Source organism: Paraburkholderia sp. D15, assembly GCF_029910215.1.
Lineage (GTDB): Bacteria > Pseudomonadota > Gammaproteobacteria > Burkholderiales > Burkholderiaceae > Paraburkholderia.
Window position 1 is genome coordinate 3,502,956 of record NZ_CP110395.1, and the last position, 16,459, is coordinate 3,519,414.

16 protein-coding genes and 1 tRNA gene are annotated in these 16,459 nt (G+C 65.0%); 11 read left to right on the forward strand and 6 right to left on the reverse strand.

Going from position 1 to position 16,459, the window contains the following annotated elements; all coding sequences use genetic code 11:
* Nucleotides 1–244: 244 nt before the first annotated feature.
* The 4 genes from rph (at nt 245) to LFL96_RS15140 (ending at nt 3,006) form a co-directional block, all read left to right on the forward strand.
* Nucleotides 245–985: a ribonuclease PH gene (rph, locus tag LFL96_RS15125; protein WP_280996016.1), complete on the forward strand. Its 741-nt coding sequence runs from the start codon at nt 245–247 to the stop codon at nt 983–985.
* The gene (gene rdgB / locus LFL96_RS15130; RefSeq protein ID WP_280996017.1) at nt 978–1,625 is read left to right on the forward strand and encodes an RdgB/HAM1 family non-canonical purine NTP pyrophosphatase; all 648 of its coding nucleotides are present in this window, start codon (nt 978–980) and stop codon (nt 1,623–1,625) included. The genes rph and rdgB overlap by 8 nt, the downstream gene beginning before the upstream one ends.
* Complete coding sequence (gene hemW / locus LFL96_RS15135; protein ID WP_280996018.1) at nt 1,622–2,851, forward strand: radical SAM family heme chaperone HemW; 1,230 nt, start codon at nt 1,622–1,624, stop codon at nt 2,849–2,851. Before rdgB ends, hemW begins: the two co-directional genes overlap by 4 nt.
* A gap of 65 nt (nt 2,852–2,916) precedes the next feature.
* Nucleotides 2,917–3,006, forward strand: a tRNA-Ser gene (locus tag LFL96_RS15140).
* 162 nt (nt 3,007–3,168) lie between these two features.
* Here LFL96_RS15140 and LFL96_RS15145 read toward each other — a convergent pair.
* Together LFL96_RS15145 and LFL96_RS15150 are read right to left on the reverse strand one after the other, a co-directional pair.
* A complete protein-coding gene (locus LFL96_RS15145; protein WP_280996019.1) occupies nt 3,169–3,930 on the reverse strand; it encodes a DUF6543 domain-containing protein in 762 nt (253 codons plus the stop codon).
* A 171-nt stretch (nt 3,931–4,101) separates the two neighbouring features.
* Nucleotides 4,102–4,869 (reverse strand): DUF6543 domain-containing protein, encoded by a 768-nt coding sequence (locus LFL96_RS15150; protein ID WP_280996020.1) that lies wholly within the window; start codon nt 4,867–4,869, stop codon nt 4,102–4,104.
* 253 nt (nt 4,870–5,122) lie between these two features.
* Here LFL96_RS15150 and LFL96_RS15155 point away from each other — a divergent pair, with 253 nt between their 5' ends.
* A complete protein-coding gene (locus tag LFL96_RS15155; protein WP_280996021.1) occupies nt 5,123–5,581 on the forward strand; it encodes a hypothetical protein in 459 nt (152 codons plus the stop codon).
* Between the two features lie 73 nt (nt 5,582–5,654).
* Here the strand turns inward: LFL96_RS15155 and LFL96_RS15160 are convergent, their stop codons facing one another.
* Both LFL96_RS15160 and LFL96_RS15165 read right to left on the reverse strand, forming a co-directional pair.
* On the reverse strand, nt 5,655–5,885 hold the full coding sequence (locus LFL96_RS15160) for a hypothetical protein (protein WP_280996022.1): 231 nt from the start codon (nt 5,883–5,885) through the stop codon (nt 5,655–5,657).
* 108 nt (nt 5,886–5,993) lie between these two features.
* Complete coding sequence (locus LFL96_RS15165; protein ID WP_280996023.1) at nt 5,994–7,214, reverse strand: Bcr/CflA family multidrug efflux MFS transporter; 1,221 nt, start codon at nt 7,212–7,214, stop codon at nt 5,994–5,996.
* A 202-nt stretch (nt 7,215–7,416) separates the two neighbouring features.
* Here LFL96_RS15165 and LFL96_RS15170 point away from each other — a divergent pair, with 202 nt between their 5' ends.
* The 4 genes from LFL96_RS15170 (at nt 7,417) to LFL96_RS15185 (ending at nt 11,231) form a co-directional block, all read left to right on the forward strand.
* Entirely contained in the window at nt 7,417–7,953 is a 537-nt protein-coding gene (locus tag LFL96_RS15170; RefSeq protein ID WP_280996024.1) for a hypothetical protein, read from the forward strand.
* A gap of 91 nt (nt 7,954–8,044) precedes the next feature.
* Nucleotides 8,045–9,328 (forward strand): glutamate-1-semialdehyde 2,1-aminomutase, encoded by a 1,284-nt coding sequence (gene hemL / locus LFL96_RS15175; RefSeq protein ID WP_280996025.1) that lies wholly within the window; start codon nt 8,045–8,047, stop codon nt 9,326–9,328.
* 88 nt (nt 9,329–9,416) lie between these two features.
* The gene (gene ribD, locus LFL96_RS15180; protein ID WP_280996026.1) at nt 9,417–10,583 is read left to right on the forward strand and encodes a bifunctional diaminohydroxyphosphoribosylaminopyrimidine deaminase/5-amino-6-(5-phosphoribosylamino)uracil reductase RibD; all 1,167 of its coding nucleotides are present in this window, start codon (nt 9,417–9,419) and stop codon (nt 10,581–10,583) included.
* A gap of 15 nt (nt 10,584–10,598) precedes the next feature.
* The gene (locus tag LFL96_RS15185) at nt 10,599–11,231 is read left to right on the forward strand and encodes a riboflavin synthase (RefSeq protein WP_280996027.1); all 633 of its coding nucleotides are present in this window, start codon (nt 10,599–10,601) and stop codon (nt 11,229–11,231) included.
* An 81-nt stretch (nt 11,232–11,312) separates the two neighbouring features.
* Here LFL96_RS15185 and LFL96_RS15190 read toward each other — a convergent pair whose 3' ends face one another.
* Both LFL96_RS15190 and LFL96_RS15195 read right to left on the reverse strand, forming a co-directional pair.
* On the reverse strand, nt 11,313–11,615 hold the full coding sequence (locus tag LFL96_RS15190; RefSeq protein WP_280996028.1) for a hypothetical protein: 303 nt from the start codon (nt 11,613–11,615) through the stop codon (nt 11,313–11,315).
* A 139-nt stretch (nt 11,616–11,754) separates the two neighbouring features.
* Nucleotides 11,755–12,732, reverse strand: a complete 978-nt coding sequence (locus tag LFL96_RS15195; RefSeq protein WP_280996029.1) for a LysR substrate-binding domain-containing protein — start codon at nt 12,730–12,732, stop codon at nt 11,755–11,757.
* Between the two features lie 135 nt (nt 12,733–12,867).
* Between LFL96_RS15195 and LFL96_RS15200 the strand changes: the two genes are divergently transcribed.
* Both LFL96_RS15200 and ribBA read left to right on the forward strand, forming a co-directional pair.
* Nucleotides 12,868–15,159 (forward strand): NADP-dependent malic enzyme, encoded by a 2,292-nt coding sequence (locus tag LFL96_RS15200; RefSeq protein ID WP_280996030.1) that lies wholly within the window; start codon nt 12,868–12,870, stop codon nt 15,157–15,159.
* A 132-nt stretch (nt 15,160–15,291) separates the two neighbouring features.
* The gene (gene ribBA, locus LFL96_RS15205; protein WP_280996031.1) at nt 15,292–16,425 is read left to right on the forward strand and encodes a bifunctional 3,4-dihydroxy-2-butanone-4-phosphate synthase/GTP cyclohydrolase II; all 1,134 of its coding nucleotides are present in this window, start codon (nt 15,292–15,294) and stop codon (nt 16,423–16,425) included.
* Nucleotides 16,426–16,459: the final 34 nt, after the last annotated feature.

The window sequence follows — 16,459 nt, forward strand, 5'->3', positions numbered from 1 at the left end:
AACCGGCATTATCCCATTTTTGGCGAAAGGGCCGCCCCGAGTCGCCTGCCGCGATACCGGCCGGCGACTCGCGCAAGCCGATACGTGCAGCGGTGTTCGCGACAATCATGCGGCGATCGCGCGGCAACCTCACGGCGATCGCGCGGCGATCGCACAAGGATCACGCGACAAGCCGCGAACCGCGTCACACGTTCGGCGGTAAAATCGCCGTTTCCCTCCTGCTTTTCTCCATACCGATCCCGACATGAGCAATCAGACCCAACGCCCCAGCGGCCGTCAGGCAAATCAGCTGCGCGACGTGCGCATCACGCGTCACTACACGAAGCATGCGGAGGGCTCGGTGCTCGTCGAATTCGGCGACACCAAGGTCATCTGCACCGCGAGCATCGCCGAATCCGTGCCGTCGTTCCTGCGCGATCGTGGCCAGGGCTGGCTGACCGCCGAGTACGGCATGCTGCCGCGTGCCACGCACACGCGCAGCGACCGCGAAGCGGCGCGCGGCAAACAGACCGGCCGCACTCAGGAAATCCAGCGGCTGATCGGCCGCGCGCTGCGCTCGGTGTTCGATCTCGAGAAACTCGGCGCGCGCACGCTGCACATCGATTGCGACGTGATCCAGGCCGACGGCGGCACGCGCACCGCGAGCATCACCGGCGCGTTCGTCGCCGCGCATGACGCGGTGGCGAAACTGCTCGCCACCGGCCGCATCGAGAGCTCGCCGATCACCGACTATGTCGCCGCGATTTCGGTCGGCGTGTACGACGGCCTGCCGGTCCTCGATCTCGACTACGACGAAGACTCGCAGTGCGATACCGACATGAACGTGGTGATGACCGGCGCGGGTGGTTTCGTCGAAATTCAGGGCACCGCCGAAGGCGTGCCGTTCTCGCGCGACGAAATGAATGCGCTGCTCGATCTGGCGAGCGACGGCATCAACACGCTGGTCGCGAAACAGAAGGAAGCGCTGGAGCAGAAGAGTGAATGAGTTGCCTCCGGACGAAGGTGGGCTGGCGCCGGCATCGTCGTTGAAGAAGGTGGTGCTGGCGTCGAATAACGCGGGCAAGCTGCGCGAGTTCGCGGCGCTGTTCGGCGCGGCCGGCATCGAACTGATTCCGCAAGGCGCGCTGAATGTGCCCGAGGCGGAAGAGCCGTATCCGACCTTCGTCGAGAACGCGCTGACCAAGGCGCGCCACGCGGCGAAGCTGACCGGCCTGCCCGCGCTCGCCGACGATTCGGGTCTGTGTGTGCGCGCGCTGCGCGGCGCGCCCGGCGTCTATTCGGCGCGCTACGCGCAACTGGCCGGCGGCGAGAAAAGCGACGCCGCGAACAACGCGCGCCTCGTCGAAGCGTTGCGCGGTGAAACCGATCGTCGCGCGTACTACTTCTGCGTGCTGGCGCTGGTGCGTCACGCAGACGATCCCGAACCGCTGATCGCCGAAGGCCGCTGGCATGGCGAGATGCTCGACGCGCCGCGCGGCGAGCACGGCTTCGGCTACGACCCGTACTTCTTCCTGCCCGCGCTGAACGCGACCGCCGCGCAGCTCGAACCGGCGGTGAAGAACGCGGCCAGCCATCGCGCGATCGCGTTGCGGCAATTGCTCGCGCGTCTGACGGAGGAAGCGTGATTCCGATCAAGCCGGCGCCCGCCGACATCGGCAACGGCGTGATCAAGGCGTTCACGTCGCCGGGCAGCATCCGTTTGACGTCGCTGCCGCCGTTGGCGCTGTACGTGCACTTCCCATGGTGCGTGCGCAAGTGTCCGTATTGCGATTTCAACTCGCACGAATGGAAGGGCGACGCGTTCCCCGAGAACGATTATCTCGACGCGTTGCGCGCCGATCTCGAACTGGCGCTACCGTTGGTGTGGGGGCGGCAGGTGCATACGGTGTTCATCGGCGGCGGGACGCCGAGTCTGTTGTCGGCGGCGGGACTCGACCGGATGCTGTCGGACATCCGCGCGCTGCTGCCGCTCGACGCGGATGCCGAAATCACGCTCGAAGCGAACCCCGGCACGTTCGAAGCCGACAAGTTCGCGCAGTTTCGCGCGAGCGGCGTGAACCGGCTGTCGGTGGGAATTCAGAGTTTCAACGAAGCGCATCTGAAGGCGCTCGGCCGGATTCACGACGCGTCGCAGGCACGGCATGCGGTCGAAGTCGCCGCCAACACGTTCGACAACTTCAATCTCGACCTGATGTTCGCGTTGCCGGGACAGACGCTCGCCGAATGCCAGGCCGATATCGACACGGCGTTGTCGTTCGCGCCGCCGCATCTGTCGCTGTACCACCTGACGCTCGAACCGAACACGCTGTTCGCGAAGTTTCCGCCCGCGCTGCCCGACGACGACGCCTCCGCCGACATGCAGGACTGGATTCACGAGCGCACCAGCGCCGCCGGTTACGGCCGTTACGAAGTGTCGGCGTATGCGCAGCCGCATCGGCAGAGCAAACACAATCTGAATTACTGGCGCTTCGGCGACTATCTCGGCATCGGCGCGGGCGCGCATACCAAGCTGTCGTTTCCGAACCGGGTGCTGCGCCAGGTGCGCTACAAACATCCGTCGACCTTCATCGAACAGGCGAAGGCCGGCACGGCGGTGCAGGAAGAGCACGAAGTTTCGCCGCGCGATCTGCCGTTCGAATTCATGCTGAATGCGCTGCGACTGGTGGAAGGGTTTCCGGTGCATCGCTTCATCGAGCGGACGGGGTTGTCGATGACGTCGATCGAGCCGGCGTTGCAGGAAGCGGAACGACGCAAGCTGATCACGCGCGACCACGAAAAGATCGCGCCGACGCCGCTCGGTCAGGCGTTCCTGAACGATCTACAGGAGCTGTTTCTGAAAGATCCGCAGTGATGGGTGGCGTTTGAGGTTCGGACGGGTGTCGCGGCGGGATATTTTCAGGTTACAATTTAGGGCTTGGAGGTGTGGCCGAGTGGTTTAAGGCACCGGTCTTGAAAACCGGCGAAGGAGCAATCTTTCCGTGAGTTCGAATCTCACCGCCTCCGCCAAATTCCTGTTGTCCGCGTACCCGTTCCCGTTCCCGCCGTTGCTCTACGGCAGACCCATCCGAATCGTTCCGATGCCGCAGTTGATCTCCTCGATCCACTGTCTACCGGTGTCTGCCGGGAAGCTGACCTCATCGCCCTCCCCGGCATCTCGTGCTCCCACTCCTAATGCTGCAGTTCGTTCTGCAACTGCACCAATTGCTGGTTCGCCTGCTGGATCTGTTGATTCACGGCTTGCAGCTGATTAGTCACATTGCCGAGCTGCGATTGCAGCATGCCTTGAAGCTGCGCCAACTCCGCAGGCGAGCGATTCGCATGCTGCGGGCCGGGAAACTGCTGTAGCTGACTGTGCAGATTCTGATGCTCCTGCTGTAGCTGCGCCTGCTGGTTTTGCAAATGCTGCACCTGCTGCTGCAATTGAAGAACCGCATGCTGCCCCCATCCGATACCCGCCGGCGGCGCCCCTCTAAAACCGCCGGGCAAGCCCACATCACCATGCGCGCGCCAGTTGCCGCTCTCGTCCTGCTTGACGGGGTATGCGTATTTCGCCGGATTGTCCGGGGTGTGTATGCGCCAAGTGCCGTTGTCCTTGTCATAGCGCGCCGGGTACGTCTGATCGCCTTGTCTGAGGTAAGCCTGTCCGTCATCGCCGCGAAACACGCCGCGAGTCGACGGGTCGTCGCGCAATGGACCGCCGGGCGTAACTGCGTAACCCGTCAGCATGCCGCCCAGCGAATCAAAGGCATGCTGACCTGCGATCTCACCATTCGTCCTTGGGCTGAACGTCGCCGGCGCCTGGTCGCCGTGGCCTGCATGGAAAAAGGTGGAACTGGACGGCTCACCGCGAGAAGGACGCCCCTCTACATGAGAAACCCCATGCGTCTGAACAAGCCCTGGCTGATAGCTGTCGACTGACTGCAGTTTCATTTCAGCACTCCCCTTCAAGTGAAAATCGAAATCCGTATTGCCTGACGGTCGAGGCCTGCAGGAACAACACTTCCCGAATGGCACGTCGACGCCACCGCCGACCACGAATCCGGCTATCCTGGACAGGCCTCGCGACCACATGACGAGACTGCCCCTGCGTTGACGCGACCACTAATCCATCTGCTGCAGTTCGGCTTGTCGCTGAGCTATTTCCTGCCGCAGATCGATGGGCCGCTGGAAGATCTCATAACTGTGCGCGTTCAATTCCTGCCACCGCCGTTCCGTCTCCTGAGGCGATAGGCCATGGATCTGGTTCGGAAAATCGCGCTGCCGATCAAGTTGTTCCCGCGCTCGCGCCTCTGCCTGCTGCAATTGGCCTTGCAGTTGCTGAATTCGCTGCTCCACGATCTGCCGCGGGCCACCGCTTATCTCGGCCTTGGCGGGTTTCTGTCCACCGCCGCCCTTCAACCCGACCTCGCTGTGCGTGTGCCAGTTACCGCTTTCATCCTGTCTCACCGGATACGCGTATTTCGTCGGATTCTCCGGGCTGTGAACGCGCCAGGTCCCGTTGTCCTTGTCATATCTGACCGGATAGGTTTGATCGCCTTGCTTGATAAACGCCTGGCCGTTGTCGCCCCGGTACACGCCGCGCGTTGCCTGATCGGCACGCATGTGTGTCTGCTCCGACGCAGTACCCGCGCCCGTCCAGTTCTTCAGCATCGCATAGGTCTGCTGGCCCGCACCTTCACCGGTAACACGCGTATTCGATGTCGCCGGGCCGTGTTCGCCGTTGCCATGAATCATCGCGCCGTTGTCCGCTGCTTCGCGACTGGCAGGTGAGCGTTCCGAAGGCGGCATCCCGGACGGTGCACCATTGCCTCGAGCCACCTCCACATGCGCGGGATAAGCCGCTTGACTGCCGAATGGATGAACTTTCATTTCGCAATTCCTGTTCAAGTGAAACGTCGAAATTAGCCTTGTCGAACACTTCCCGCGAAGAGAAGTGCGAGTCCATTGCAACAGCAGTCCCTACCCGCGCGGTCGTATTTATATCGATGCGACCTCGCGACGCTTCAAACAACCGTATGCCACGACCAACGAAAAACTCAGCACAAACACTCGCCTCAACTTCCCGGCGCGCCGGTCGATATCAAAACTATCCGTGCATGACGCACACGCCTGGGAGGCACTCATGAAAATCCGTTCGCTGTCCATTGCATTGATTTGGGTCGCGGCAGGCTCGGGCGCGGCATCCGCGATGGCGGACACCTCCGCGGCGCTAAACAACGATGACAACGCAACCGTATTCGGTTCCGCGACGTTATCGAACGTGCAGGATGTCGGCGGCAACGCGCGAGTTGGAGCGTTGCCGGCGGTAGTGGGTATGGATGCGTTGCGCGGTGCAAGCGGCAACCTCGGCGTCAATCTCGCCGCCGGTGCGCTGAATGCGCAATCGAATGAAATCGCGTTGGTCTCGACATCGCATGCCGGGATCACGACGCAGCAGAATGTGCATGCCGTCGCGCGACTCGACGGCGGTGCGTCGGCGGAACTCGGCGCCGGCGCGCTGGCCGGCATGAGTGGAAACGTCGGCGTGAATATCGCGGCAGGTGTGGGCAATGCGCAATTCAACGGGCTCGTGATTCACTGAGCCCAGCGAATCTGTCGATCACGCGAGTCGTACCCGCGACTTCGCGACGCGCTTGCGCGCCCCGCCGCCGGCCTCACACGCTGAGCAACGCCAATCGCTCGCGTGCATCGGCACAACGGCGGTTCAGATCGCGATGCATCGGCTGACTATCGAGCAATGCCGAAACATCGGACAAACCGTAATCAAAGCGCAAGACCTGTTCAATGTCCGTGTAATCGTGATACGCGCCGCTGTCGGCCAGCTTCCGCGCTTCGGCGAATGCAGCGTGTTGCCGTTCGCCGTTCATCAAGTCTCTGATCGCCATGATTGCCGCTCCGAGGAACAGTGACTCCATCATAGCAACGCAATTTGAAACGCACGGTAGCGCGCACGCAACACCTGGTGTTTTCCGTAGAAGCGTGACGCGCGAATGTCAAACGACTGTCATGGACGTCTTCTTTCCATGCGAGCGCATCACCAGAATCCGTCCGACATAACACAGCACGCCGGCCACGCCGACGACCACGCCCATGCCCTTCGGCGAGCCGTCCTGCCACAGTCCGACCGCGAGACTCGATAGCGCGCCGAGCGCGAGCTGCACCGCGCCGAACACGGCCGCCGCCGCGCCGGCATTGACCGGATAGCGATGCATCAGATCGGTCGTGCAATTGGCGGACAGCAGTCCCACCACGCCGACCACGAAGAACAGACCGAACACGATCGACCACAAGCCGCCGAGTCCTGTCACCGACACGAAGCACACGAACAGCGAAGCCACGCAACTGACGGTTGCGGCGAACGAAATGATCGGCAGCGAGCCGAGCCGGCCGACGAGCCGCGTGTTCATGAAATTGCCGAACATGATGCCGACGATGTTGAGCGCGAACAGAAAGCCGTAGTGCTGCGCCGACACATGAAAATATTCGATGTACACGAACGGCGTCGCGGTGATGTACGCGAACATCGACGCGAACGCCATGCCGCCGCACAGCATATGCCCCCACGCGACCGGATCGCGCAGCAGCTTGCCGTACGCGCCGAACGACTTGAGCAGCGCGGACTCGGCGCGCTTTTCCTTCGGCCACGTTTCCGGCACCTTGAGAAACGCGGTCACCGCGCACACGCCGCCGAACAGCGTCAACACCGCGAACACCATCCGCCAGCCGCCGAGCAGCAGCAACTGGCCGCCGATCAGCGGCGCGAGCAGCGGCCCGATCGACGTGACGATGGCGAGCATCGACAGCACGCGGGCGGCGTCGCTCGGGCCGTGAGCATCGCGGGCAATCGCGCGCGCCAGCACCGAGGCCGCGCCCGCGCCGAGCGCCTGGATGAAACGGAACGTCACCAGCGAGCCGATCGAAAACGACATTGCACAGGCGACGCTCGCCAGCGCATACATCACGATGCCGCCGAGCAGCACCGGCCGGCGGCCGTACGTATCGGACAGCGGACCGTACAGCAGCATGCCGATCGAAAAGCCGAACATGAAACTGGTCAGCGTGGTTTGCGCGGCGCCGGTGCTGATCGCGAAGGCCTGCGCGATGGTCGGCAGGCTCGGCAGATACATATCGATGGAGATCGGCCCGCATGCGGCGAGCGCACCGAGCAACAGAATCAGCCGGCCATCGGGCCGGCGTCTGGTGACGTGAGACATGGGAATCCAGATGAAGCGCCGCGCCGTGCACGGCGGCGGTGCGGGTGAAACGGGTCATGCGCTAACGCATGGACTCGATTGTACGCGACGGTTAACCGGTGGCCGTGCGCTACGCCAGTGCGGCAACGCGTGCACGGCGGCGGCATCGTCGATCGGGTAAGCTGCCGCGTGAACGACCGCCCTTCACCACCACGCCCTTGCGATGACCGCCTTCCTGCTGATCTGGAGCCCCAAGAAATGGCCCTGGCCCGAACTGCCCGAGGTAGCCAAACGCGTCGCGGCGGGTGAGGCGGTGACCGATGCGTGGGGCTGCGGTTTCGCGCGCGGCATTCTGCCGGGCGACCGCGTGTTCCTGCATCGCGTCGCGCAGGAACCCAAGGGCATCTTCGGCTCCGGTTACGTCACGCGCGCGCCTTACGAGGTGCCTGACGCGGCGACCAAACGCGGCTACCGGCTATGCATCGACTTCGTGTACGACCGCCTCGTCGACGCGCATCAGGCGGTGGTGATTCCGCGCGAAGCGTTGCGCGCGCATCCGTTCTCGGTGCAGACGTGGGACGCGCAAAGCTCCGGCACGGTCATCAAGCCGATCGCCGAAGGCGCGCTGGAAAAGCGCTGGCGCGCGCTCGCCGGCAGACCGGGCGATAACCTGAGCGGCAAGCCCAGCGCTAGCCCCGGCGGCGACCCGCCCGCCAACCCGACCCATCGCCGGCCGCCGCCGGAAACCGCCTCACGCTGACTCCGGTACAATTTCCCCACCTATCCCAACGCCGCGCGAACCGCTTTCCCGCCGTCCGCGCCGCCGCGCAACCCCTATTCCATTCATCGTCATGTCGAACAATCAAACCCTCTTCGAACGCGCGCAACGCACCATCCCCGGCGGCGTGAACTCGCCGGTGCGCGCCTTCCGCTCGGTCGGCGGCACGCCGCGCTTCATCGAACGCGCGCAGGGTCCGTACTTCTGGGACGCGGACGGCCAGCGCTACATCGACTACATCGGCTCGTGGGGGCCGATGATTCTCGGTCACGTCCATCCCGACGTGCTGGAGGCCGTGCAACGCGTGCTGGGCAATGGCTTCTCGTTCGGCGCGCCGACCGAATCCGAGGTGGAAATCGCCGAGGAAATCTGCAAGCTGGTGCCGTCCATCGAACAGGTCCGCATGGTGTCGAGCGGTACCGAGGCCACCATGAGCGCGCTGCGTCTCGCGCGCGGTTTCACGAACCGCAGCCGCATCGTCAAGTTCGAGGGCTGCTATCACGGTCACGCGGACAGCCTGCTGGTCAAGGCGGGCTCGGGCCTGCTGACGTTCGGCAATCCGACCTCGGCGGGCGTGCCGGCCGATATCGCGAAGCACACCACCGTGCTCGAATACAACAACGTCGCGGAACTCGAAGAAGCGTTCAAGGCGTTCGGCAACGAGATCGCTTCGGTGATCGTCGAGCCGGTCGCCGGCAACATGAACCTCGTGCGCGCCACGCCCGAATTCCTGCAAGCGTTGCGACGCCTGTGCACCGAGTACGGCAGCGTGCTGATTTTCGACGAAGTGATGTGCGGTTTCCGCGTCGCGCTGGGCGGCGCGCAACAGGTCTACGGCATCACGCCGGATCTGACCTGCCTGGGCAAGGTGATCGGCGGCGGCATGCCGGCGGCGGCTTTCGGCGGACGGCGCGACATCATGGCGCACCTCGCGCCGCTCGGCGGCGTCTACCAGGCGGGCACGCTGTCGGGCAATCCGATCGCGGTCGCCGCGGGTCTGAAGACGCTGGAGCTGATCCAGGCGCCGGGCTTCTACGACACGCTCGCCGCGCGCACCACGCGCCTCGCGCAGGGTCTCGCGAATGCCGCGCGCGAAGCGAAGGTGCCGTTCGCGGCCGATTCGCTCGGCGGCATGTTCGGCCTCTACTTCGCCGAGTCGGTGCCGGCGAGCTTCGCCGAAGTCACGCAGAGCGACGTGCCGCGCTTCAACGCGTTCTTCCACAAGATGCTGGATGCGGGCGTGTACTTCGCGCCGTCGGCGTATGAAGCGGGCTTCGTGTCGATCGTGCACGACGACGCGATCATCGACGCGACGATCGATGCCGCGCGCGGCGCGTTCGCATCGCTCGCGGCCTGAATGAACGGCCTGATCTGAACGAACGGAGCGGGCCATCCCGCTTCGCACCAACCCGCCACCACCGACGACCTCTTCGCCCCGGACACCGATGTTCTCGCAAACCGATTTCGTCCACATGGAACGCGCGCTCGCTCTCGCGAAGCGCGGCATGTACACCACCGACCCGAATCCGCGCGTCGGCTGCGTGCTCGTCAAGCACGGCGAGGTCATCGGCGAAGGCTTCACGCAACCGGCCGGCCAGGATCACGCCGAAGTCCGCGCGTTGAAGGACGCGCGCTCGCGCGGCCACGATCTGCGCGGCGCGACCGCGTACGTGACGCTCGAACCATGCAGCCACTTCGGCCGCACGCCGCCGTGCGCGAACGCGCTGATCGACGCGCAGGTCGCGCGGGTGGTCGCGGCGATGGAAGATCCCAATCCGCAAGTCTCCGGACGCGGCCTCAAGATGCTGCGCGACGCCGGCATCGAGGTGCGTTGCGGACTGCTCGCGCAGGAAGCGCACGAGCTGAACATCGGCTTCGTGTCGCGCATGACGCGCGGCCGGCCGTGGGTGCGCATGAAGGTGGCCGCGTCGCTCGACGGCCGCACCGGTTTGCCTTCGGGCGTCAGCCAGTGGATCACCGGCGAAGCGGCACGCGCCGACGGTCACGCATGGCGCGCCCGCGCGTCGGCGATTCTGACCGGCATCGGCACCGTGCGCGAGGACGATCCGCGCATGACGGTTCGCGCCGTCGACACGCCGCGCCAACCGCAACGCGTGTTGATCGACAGTCAGCTCGACGTGCCGCCCGACGCGCAGATTCTGGCCGGCGCGCCCACGCTTATTTTCAGCGGTCATCTGGACGCGCCGCTTGCCGAGCGCGCGAGCGCATTGCGCGATCGCGGCGCGGAGATCGTGCCGTTGCCGAACGCCGCCGGCAAGGTCGACCTGCCCGCCGTGCTGAACGTGCTGGGCCAGCGCAACGTCAACGAATTGCACGTCGAGGCGGGCTACAAGCTGAACGGTTCGTTGCTGCGCGAAGGTTGCGTCGACGAGCTACTGGTGTATCTCGCGCCGAGCCTGCTCGGCGTGGACTCCATGAGCATGTTCAACCTGCACGCGCCCGACACGCTCGAAGGCCGCGTCAAACTGAATTTCCATACGATCGACCGGATCGGCGACGATCTGCGGATTCTCGCGCGCTTCGTGCCCGCCGTTTCGCGCGACACGGACGAGACCGGGATCGATCCCACGTCAGCACCCATTTCGAATTGACCAAGGACTAGCACGATGTTCACAGGAATCGTCGCGGCAGTGGGCCGCATTGAATCAGTCAAACCGCTCGGCACGGACGGCGACGCCGGCGTGCGCCTGAACGTCGACGCCGGCGGCCTCGATCTCGGCGACGTGCAGCTGGGCGACAGCATCACGATTCAGGGTGCGTGCATGACGGTGGTCGCATTCACGAACCATTCGTTCGAGGTGGACGTGTCGCGCGAAAGCCTGAACTGCACGGCGGGGCTCGGCGAACCCGGCGAGGTGAACCTGGAGAAAGCGCTGCGCGCGCACGACCGGCTCGGCGGACATATCGTGTCCGGCCACGTCGACGGGCTCGGCACGGTCACGCGTTTCGCGCCGGTCGGCGAATCGCATGAACTGCGCGTGCTGGCGCCGCGCGACATCGGCCGCTATCTGGCTTATAAAGGCTCGGTCACGGTCAACGGCGTCAGCCTGACGGTGAACTCGGTCGAAGATCGCGACGATGGCTGCGAGTTCTCGATCAACCTGATTCCGCACACGGTCCAGGTGACGTCGCTGAAGAATCTGCGCGAAGGATCGCGGGTGAATCTGGAGATCGATCTGATTGCGCGGTATGTGGAGCGGATGCTGTCGACGTCGCCGGACGGACTGAAGCCGCTTTAACCATCCAGCCGGCCGTGCAGATTCCGCGCGTCGGCAAAGCCTGACGCGCGGCGTGGGCGCCACCCGCCCTCGGGCGCCAGTTCAAGCGCTGGTATTGATGCTCGTCCCAACCGCGGCATTCGCGGCGGTCGCTTTCACATTCGACGGTGCAACCTCGTTCGACGCGCTGACCACGATTCCCTTCGGATGCGTGTGGTGATGATGGCTGCCCGTCGTGCTGGTCGACGAGGTGGCCGCCTTCAGATGCGCGGCAAAAGTCGGCTGCTGGCTCGACGAGCCGGCCGCGCTCGCCGTATTGCCGCGCCCGGTCAGTTGCGACAGACCGGAGCGGATCGCGCTGCCTACATTGCTGAGCAGCGATGAAGCGAGACCGAGAGGAATCATAGCGACGTCCGTGGTGTTGAGGCGGTGAGGCGATGGAGCAGCCGGAAGATACTTGCCGCCGCACTATACCCCGCCTTTGCCGCGACACACCTGGCGAATAGAACGGTGAAAGCCCGTCTGTTCACGCCATCGCAGCACCTCACCCGTCCCGCTGCCGCGCCCCCAGCGTCTCCCGGCAAATCCCCTGCAACGACTCGATGAACAGCGACAGCGCCTCCGGACGCGGCCGCTGCGCGTGCGTGAACACCGCGATCGGCGGCAGCGTCCATTGGAACGAATACGGCACCACCGCGACGCCCGCGATGCGCACCAGCTCCTCGGCGATATCCGCCGGCACGATCGACACCGCGTTCTCCCCCGCCGCGATCATTTCGCCGATCAGCTTCGACGAATAGCTCTCCACCATCGGCACCGGCGGCGCCGAACCCGCGGCGAGGAACAGATCGGCGACCTGATCGCGCATCGGCGTCTGCGGCGCGCCGAGAATCCAGTCGAGCGTGCCCAGCTTGTTCCAGTCGAGCTTCACCCGTCCGAGTTGCGCGGCGAGGCGCCGGTTCGCGATCAGCCGCGGCTGCTGCTGGTACAGCACCTCGAAGCTGACCTGCGCCAGATCCACCGCCGCCGATGCCCGCCCGATCATGACGTCGACGGTATGGTCGTGAAGCTGCGCGAGCAACTGCTCGCTCGTGCCTTCATGGATGGTGACGGTCAAGCGCCGCGCCATGCCCGCCTTCAGCCGCCGCAACGTCGCCGACAGCATCTGCCCGGAAATGAACGGAATCACCCCGACGTGCAGATGCGCGGCGTGCCCGGCGGCCACCGCCTGCATGTCGCGCGCAAGGTGATCGAGGTCGTGGATCATCGCGTGCGCGCGCCGCAGCACCACCGCGCCCAGCGCGGTCGGCAGCATGCCGCGCGACGACCGCTCGAACAGCGGCGTGCCGAACATGCTCTCCAGTTCGGCGAGCGCGTTGGTCACCGCCGGCTGGCTGCTTGCCATGTGCTCGGCGACCCGCGTCAGCGAGCGGTGCTGCTCGATCTGCAGCAGCAGCACGAAATGGCGCATTTTCAGGCGCGCACTCAGGCGCCGGACGAGGTCGGTGGGTTCGAAAGTCATTGCCGGGTCATGCATGCATCACAAAAAGATGATGGGTCAATATTAAAACAGAATGGAGAGCTTATAACGGCTGACTAGAATCGCCTCAACAGATCGCGTCGGGACCGGCCCGGCGCACCAGACAAGGCGAACGACATGAACCAGACCGACCAGCAAGCCGCTTTCGACTACCACGAGTTTCCCGCGCCGGGAAAAATCTCCGTGGTGGCCAGCAAACCGCTCGTGACCCAGCGCGATCTCGCGCTCGCCTACACGCCGGGCGTCGCCGGCGTCTGCGAGGCGATCGCGGAGGATCCGCTGAAGGCCTACCGGTTCACCGCGCGCGGCAATCTGGTCGGCGTGATCACCAACGGCACCGCCGTGCTCGGGCTGGGTAACATCGGCGCGCTGGCCTCCAAGCCGGTCATGGAAGGCAAGGCCGTGCTGTTCAAGAAGTTCGCGGGCGTCGACGTGTTCGACATCGAGATCAACGAGACCGACCCGGACAAGCTGGTCGAGATCATCGCCGGGCTGGAGCCGACCTTCGGCGGGATCAACCTGGAAGACATCAAGGCGCCGGAGTGCTTCATCGTCGAGCGCAAGCTGCGCGAACGCATGAAGATTCCGGTCTTCCATGACGATCAGCACGGCACCGCGATCACCGTGTCGGCGGCGTTCATCAACGGTTTGAAGGTGGTGGGCAAGTCCATTTCCGAGGTCAAGGTCGTCACCTCCGGCGCGGGCGCGGCGGCGCTGGCCTGTCTGGATCTGCTGGTCGATCTCGGGCTGCCGGTGGAGAACATCTGGGCGACCGACATCGAAGGCGTGGTCTATCGCGGCCGCACCACGCTGATGGACCCGGACAAGGCGCGCTTCGCGCAGGAGACGTCGGCACGCAAGCTGGCTGAAGTGATCGAAGGCGCGGACGTGTTCCTCGGGCTGTCGGTGGGCGGCATTCTGAGCGCCGACATGCTCAAGTCGATGGCCGCGCGCCCGCTGATCCTCGCGCTCGCCAATCCGACGCCGGAAATCTTCCCGGAACTGGCGTATGCGACCCGCGACGACGTCGTGATCGCGACCGGCCGTTCGGACTATCCGAACCAGGTCAACAACGTGCTGTGCTTCCCGTACATCTTCCGCGGCGCGCTCGACGTGGGTGCCACCACCATCACGCGCGAGATGGAAATCGCCGCCGTGCACGCGATCGCCGGCCTCGCGGAAGAAGAGCAGAACGAGGTGGTCGTGGCCGCCTACGGTGCGCAGGACCTGGCCTTCGGCCCGCAATACCTGATTCCGAAGCCGTTCGACCCGCGCCTGATCGTGCGCATCGCGCCGGCCGTCGCCCGCGCGGCGATGGAAGGCGGCGTCGCGACTCGTCCGCTGCCCGATCTCGACGCGTACGTCGAACAGTTGCAGCAATTCGTCTATCACTCGGGCGCGTTCATGAAGCCGTTGTTCTCGAACGCGCGTCAATTCGTGCGCGACGGCGGCAAGTCGCGCATCGTCTTCACCGAGGGCGAGGACGAGCGCGTGCTGCGCGCGGTGCAGGTGATCGTCGACGAAAAACTGGCGCGGCCGATCCTGGTCGGCCGTCCGGAAGTGCTGCTCGCGCGCATCGAGAAATTCGGCTTGCGGCTGCGCCTCGGCCAGGACGTGGAAGTCACCAACCCTGAATACGACGAGCGCTTCACGCAGTACTGGACCACGTACTGGGAATTGATGTGCCGCGACGGCATCACGAAGGAAATGGCGCGCGTCGAAACGCGTCGCCGCCTGACCCTGATCGGCGCGCTGATGGTGCGCCTGGGCGACGCGGACGGCATGGTGTGCGGCACGGTCGGCGCGTATCACGACCATCTGCGCTTCGTCGATCAGGTGATCGGCAAGAAGCCCGGCGCGCGGACCTACGCGGCGATGAACGTGCTGCTGCTCGATCAGCGCACGGTCGCGCTGGTCGACACCCACATCAACGACGACCCCACCGCCGAGCAGATCGCCGAATTCACGATCGCCGCCGCGAAGCAGATGGCGTGGCTGAACCTGACGCCCAAGGCAGCGTTGCTGTCGCGCTCGAACTTCGGCTCGGGCAGCGCGGCATCGGGTGCGAAGATGCGCCGCGCGCTGGAGCTGGTGCGCGAACAGGCGCCCGAACTCGAAGCGGACGGCGAAATGCACGGCGACGTCGCGCTCGACGAAGCACTGCGTGCGCGCATCCTGCCGCACTCGCCGCTCAAGGGCGCGGCCAACCTGCTGGTCTGCCCGAACGTGGACGCCGGCAACATCGCGTACAACCTGCTGAAAACCGGCGCGGGCAGCAATGTCGCCGTGGGCCCGTTCCTGCTCGGCATCAACGCGCCGGTGAACATCCTGACCTCCAGCGCCACCGTGCGGCGGATCGTCAACATGGCGGCGCTCACCGTGCTGCAGGCGAACCTGACGGACCGCTAAGTCCGTCGACGGCCGGCCCGGGTGGCGCTTCGCGCCGCCGTCAAGCCGGCCGAACGCCCTATCCCGTCCGGTGGAGGCGACTTGGGACCGCGCGTGGCGTAAAATACGCGCTTTCCCGAAAATCTCGCCAACATGACGCTCGCCTCCACTCAAGAGATCATCGCCGAACTGAAAGCCGGCCGGATGGTGATCCTCGTCGACGAAGAAGACCGTGAAAACGAGGGCGACCTCGTCATCGCCGCCGAATTCGTCACGCCGGAAGCGATCAACTTCATGGCCCGCTACGGTCGCGGCCTGATCTGCCTGACGCTCACCCAGGAACGCTGCAAGCTGCTGAACCTGCCGCTCATGACGTACCGCAACGGTACGCAGTACGGTACCGCGTTCACCGTCAGCATCGAGGCGGCCGAGGGCGTGACCACCGGCATTTCCGCGGCGGACCGCGCCCGCACGATCGCCACGGCGGTCGCGCCGGACGCGAAGGCCGAGCACATCGTGCAGCCGGGTCATGTGTTCCCGATCATGGCCCAGCCGGGCGGCGTGCTGGTGCGCGCCGGCCACACCGAGGCCGGTTGCGACTTCACCGCCCTCGCCGGCCTCACGCCGGCCGCCGTGATCTGCGAAGTCATCAACGACGACGGCACCATGGCGCGCCTGCCCGACCTGATGACGTTCGCGCAGGAACACGGCCTGAAGATCGGCACGATCGCCGATCTGATCCACTATCGCAGCCGCACCGAATCGATCGTCGAACGCATTTGCGAACGCACCATGCAGACCGCGCATGGCGCGTTCCGCGCGGTCATGTATCTGGACCAGCCGAGCGGCCAGCCGCATATCGCGCTGGTACGCGGTACGCCGTGCACGGATCAGGACACGCTGGTGCGCGTGCACGAGCCGCTGTCGGTGCTGGATCTGCTCGAAGTCGGCGAATCCACCCACTCGTGGACGCTCGACGCGGCCATGAAGGAAATCGCCGCGCGCGATTGCGGCGTGATCGTGCTGCTGAACTGCGGCGATTCGAAAGACCACCTGATCGACGTGTTCAAGGCATTCGACTCGAAAGAAAAAGCCGAGGCGCTCAAGCGCCGGCCGGTCGATTTCAAGACGTACGGCATCGGCGCGCAGATCCTGCGCGAACTCGGTGTCGGCAAGATGCAGGTCCTGTCGAACCCGCGCAAGCTCGGCAGCATGTCGGGTTACGGCCTCGAAGTCACCGGCTTCGTGCCGATGCCCGGCAGCACCGCGCAAGCGCCGCAAGGCTGATCCGACCACTCCCGCGCTTTGGCGCCCACTCAAA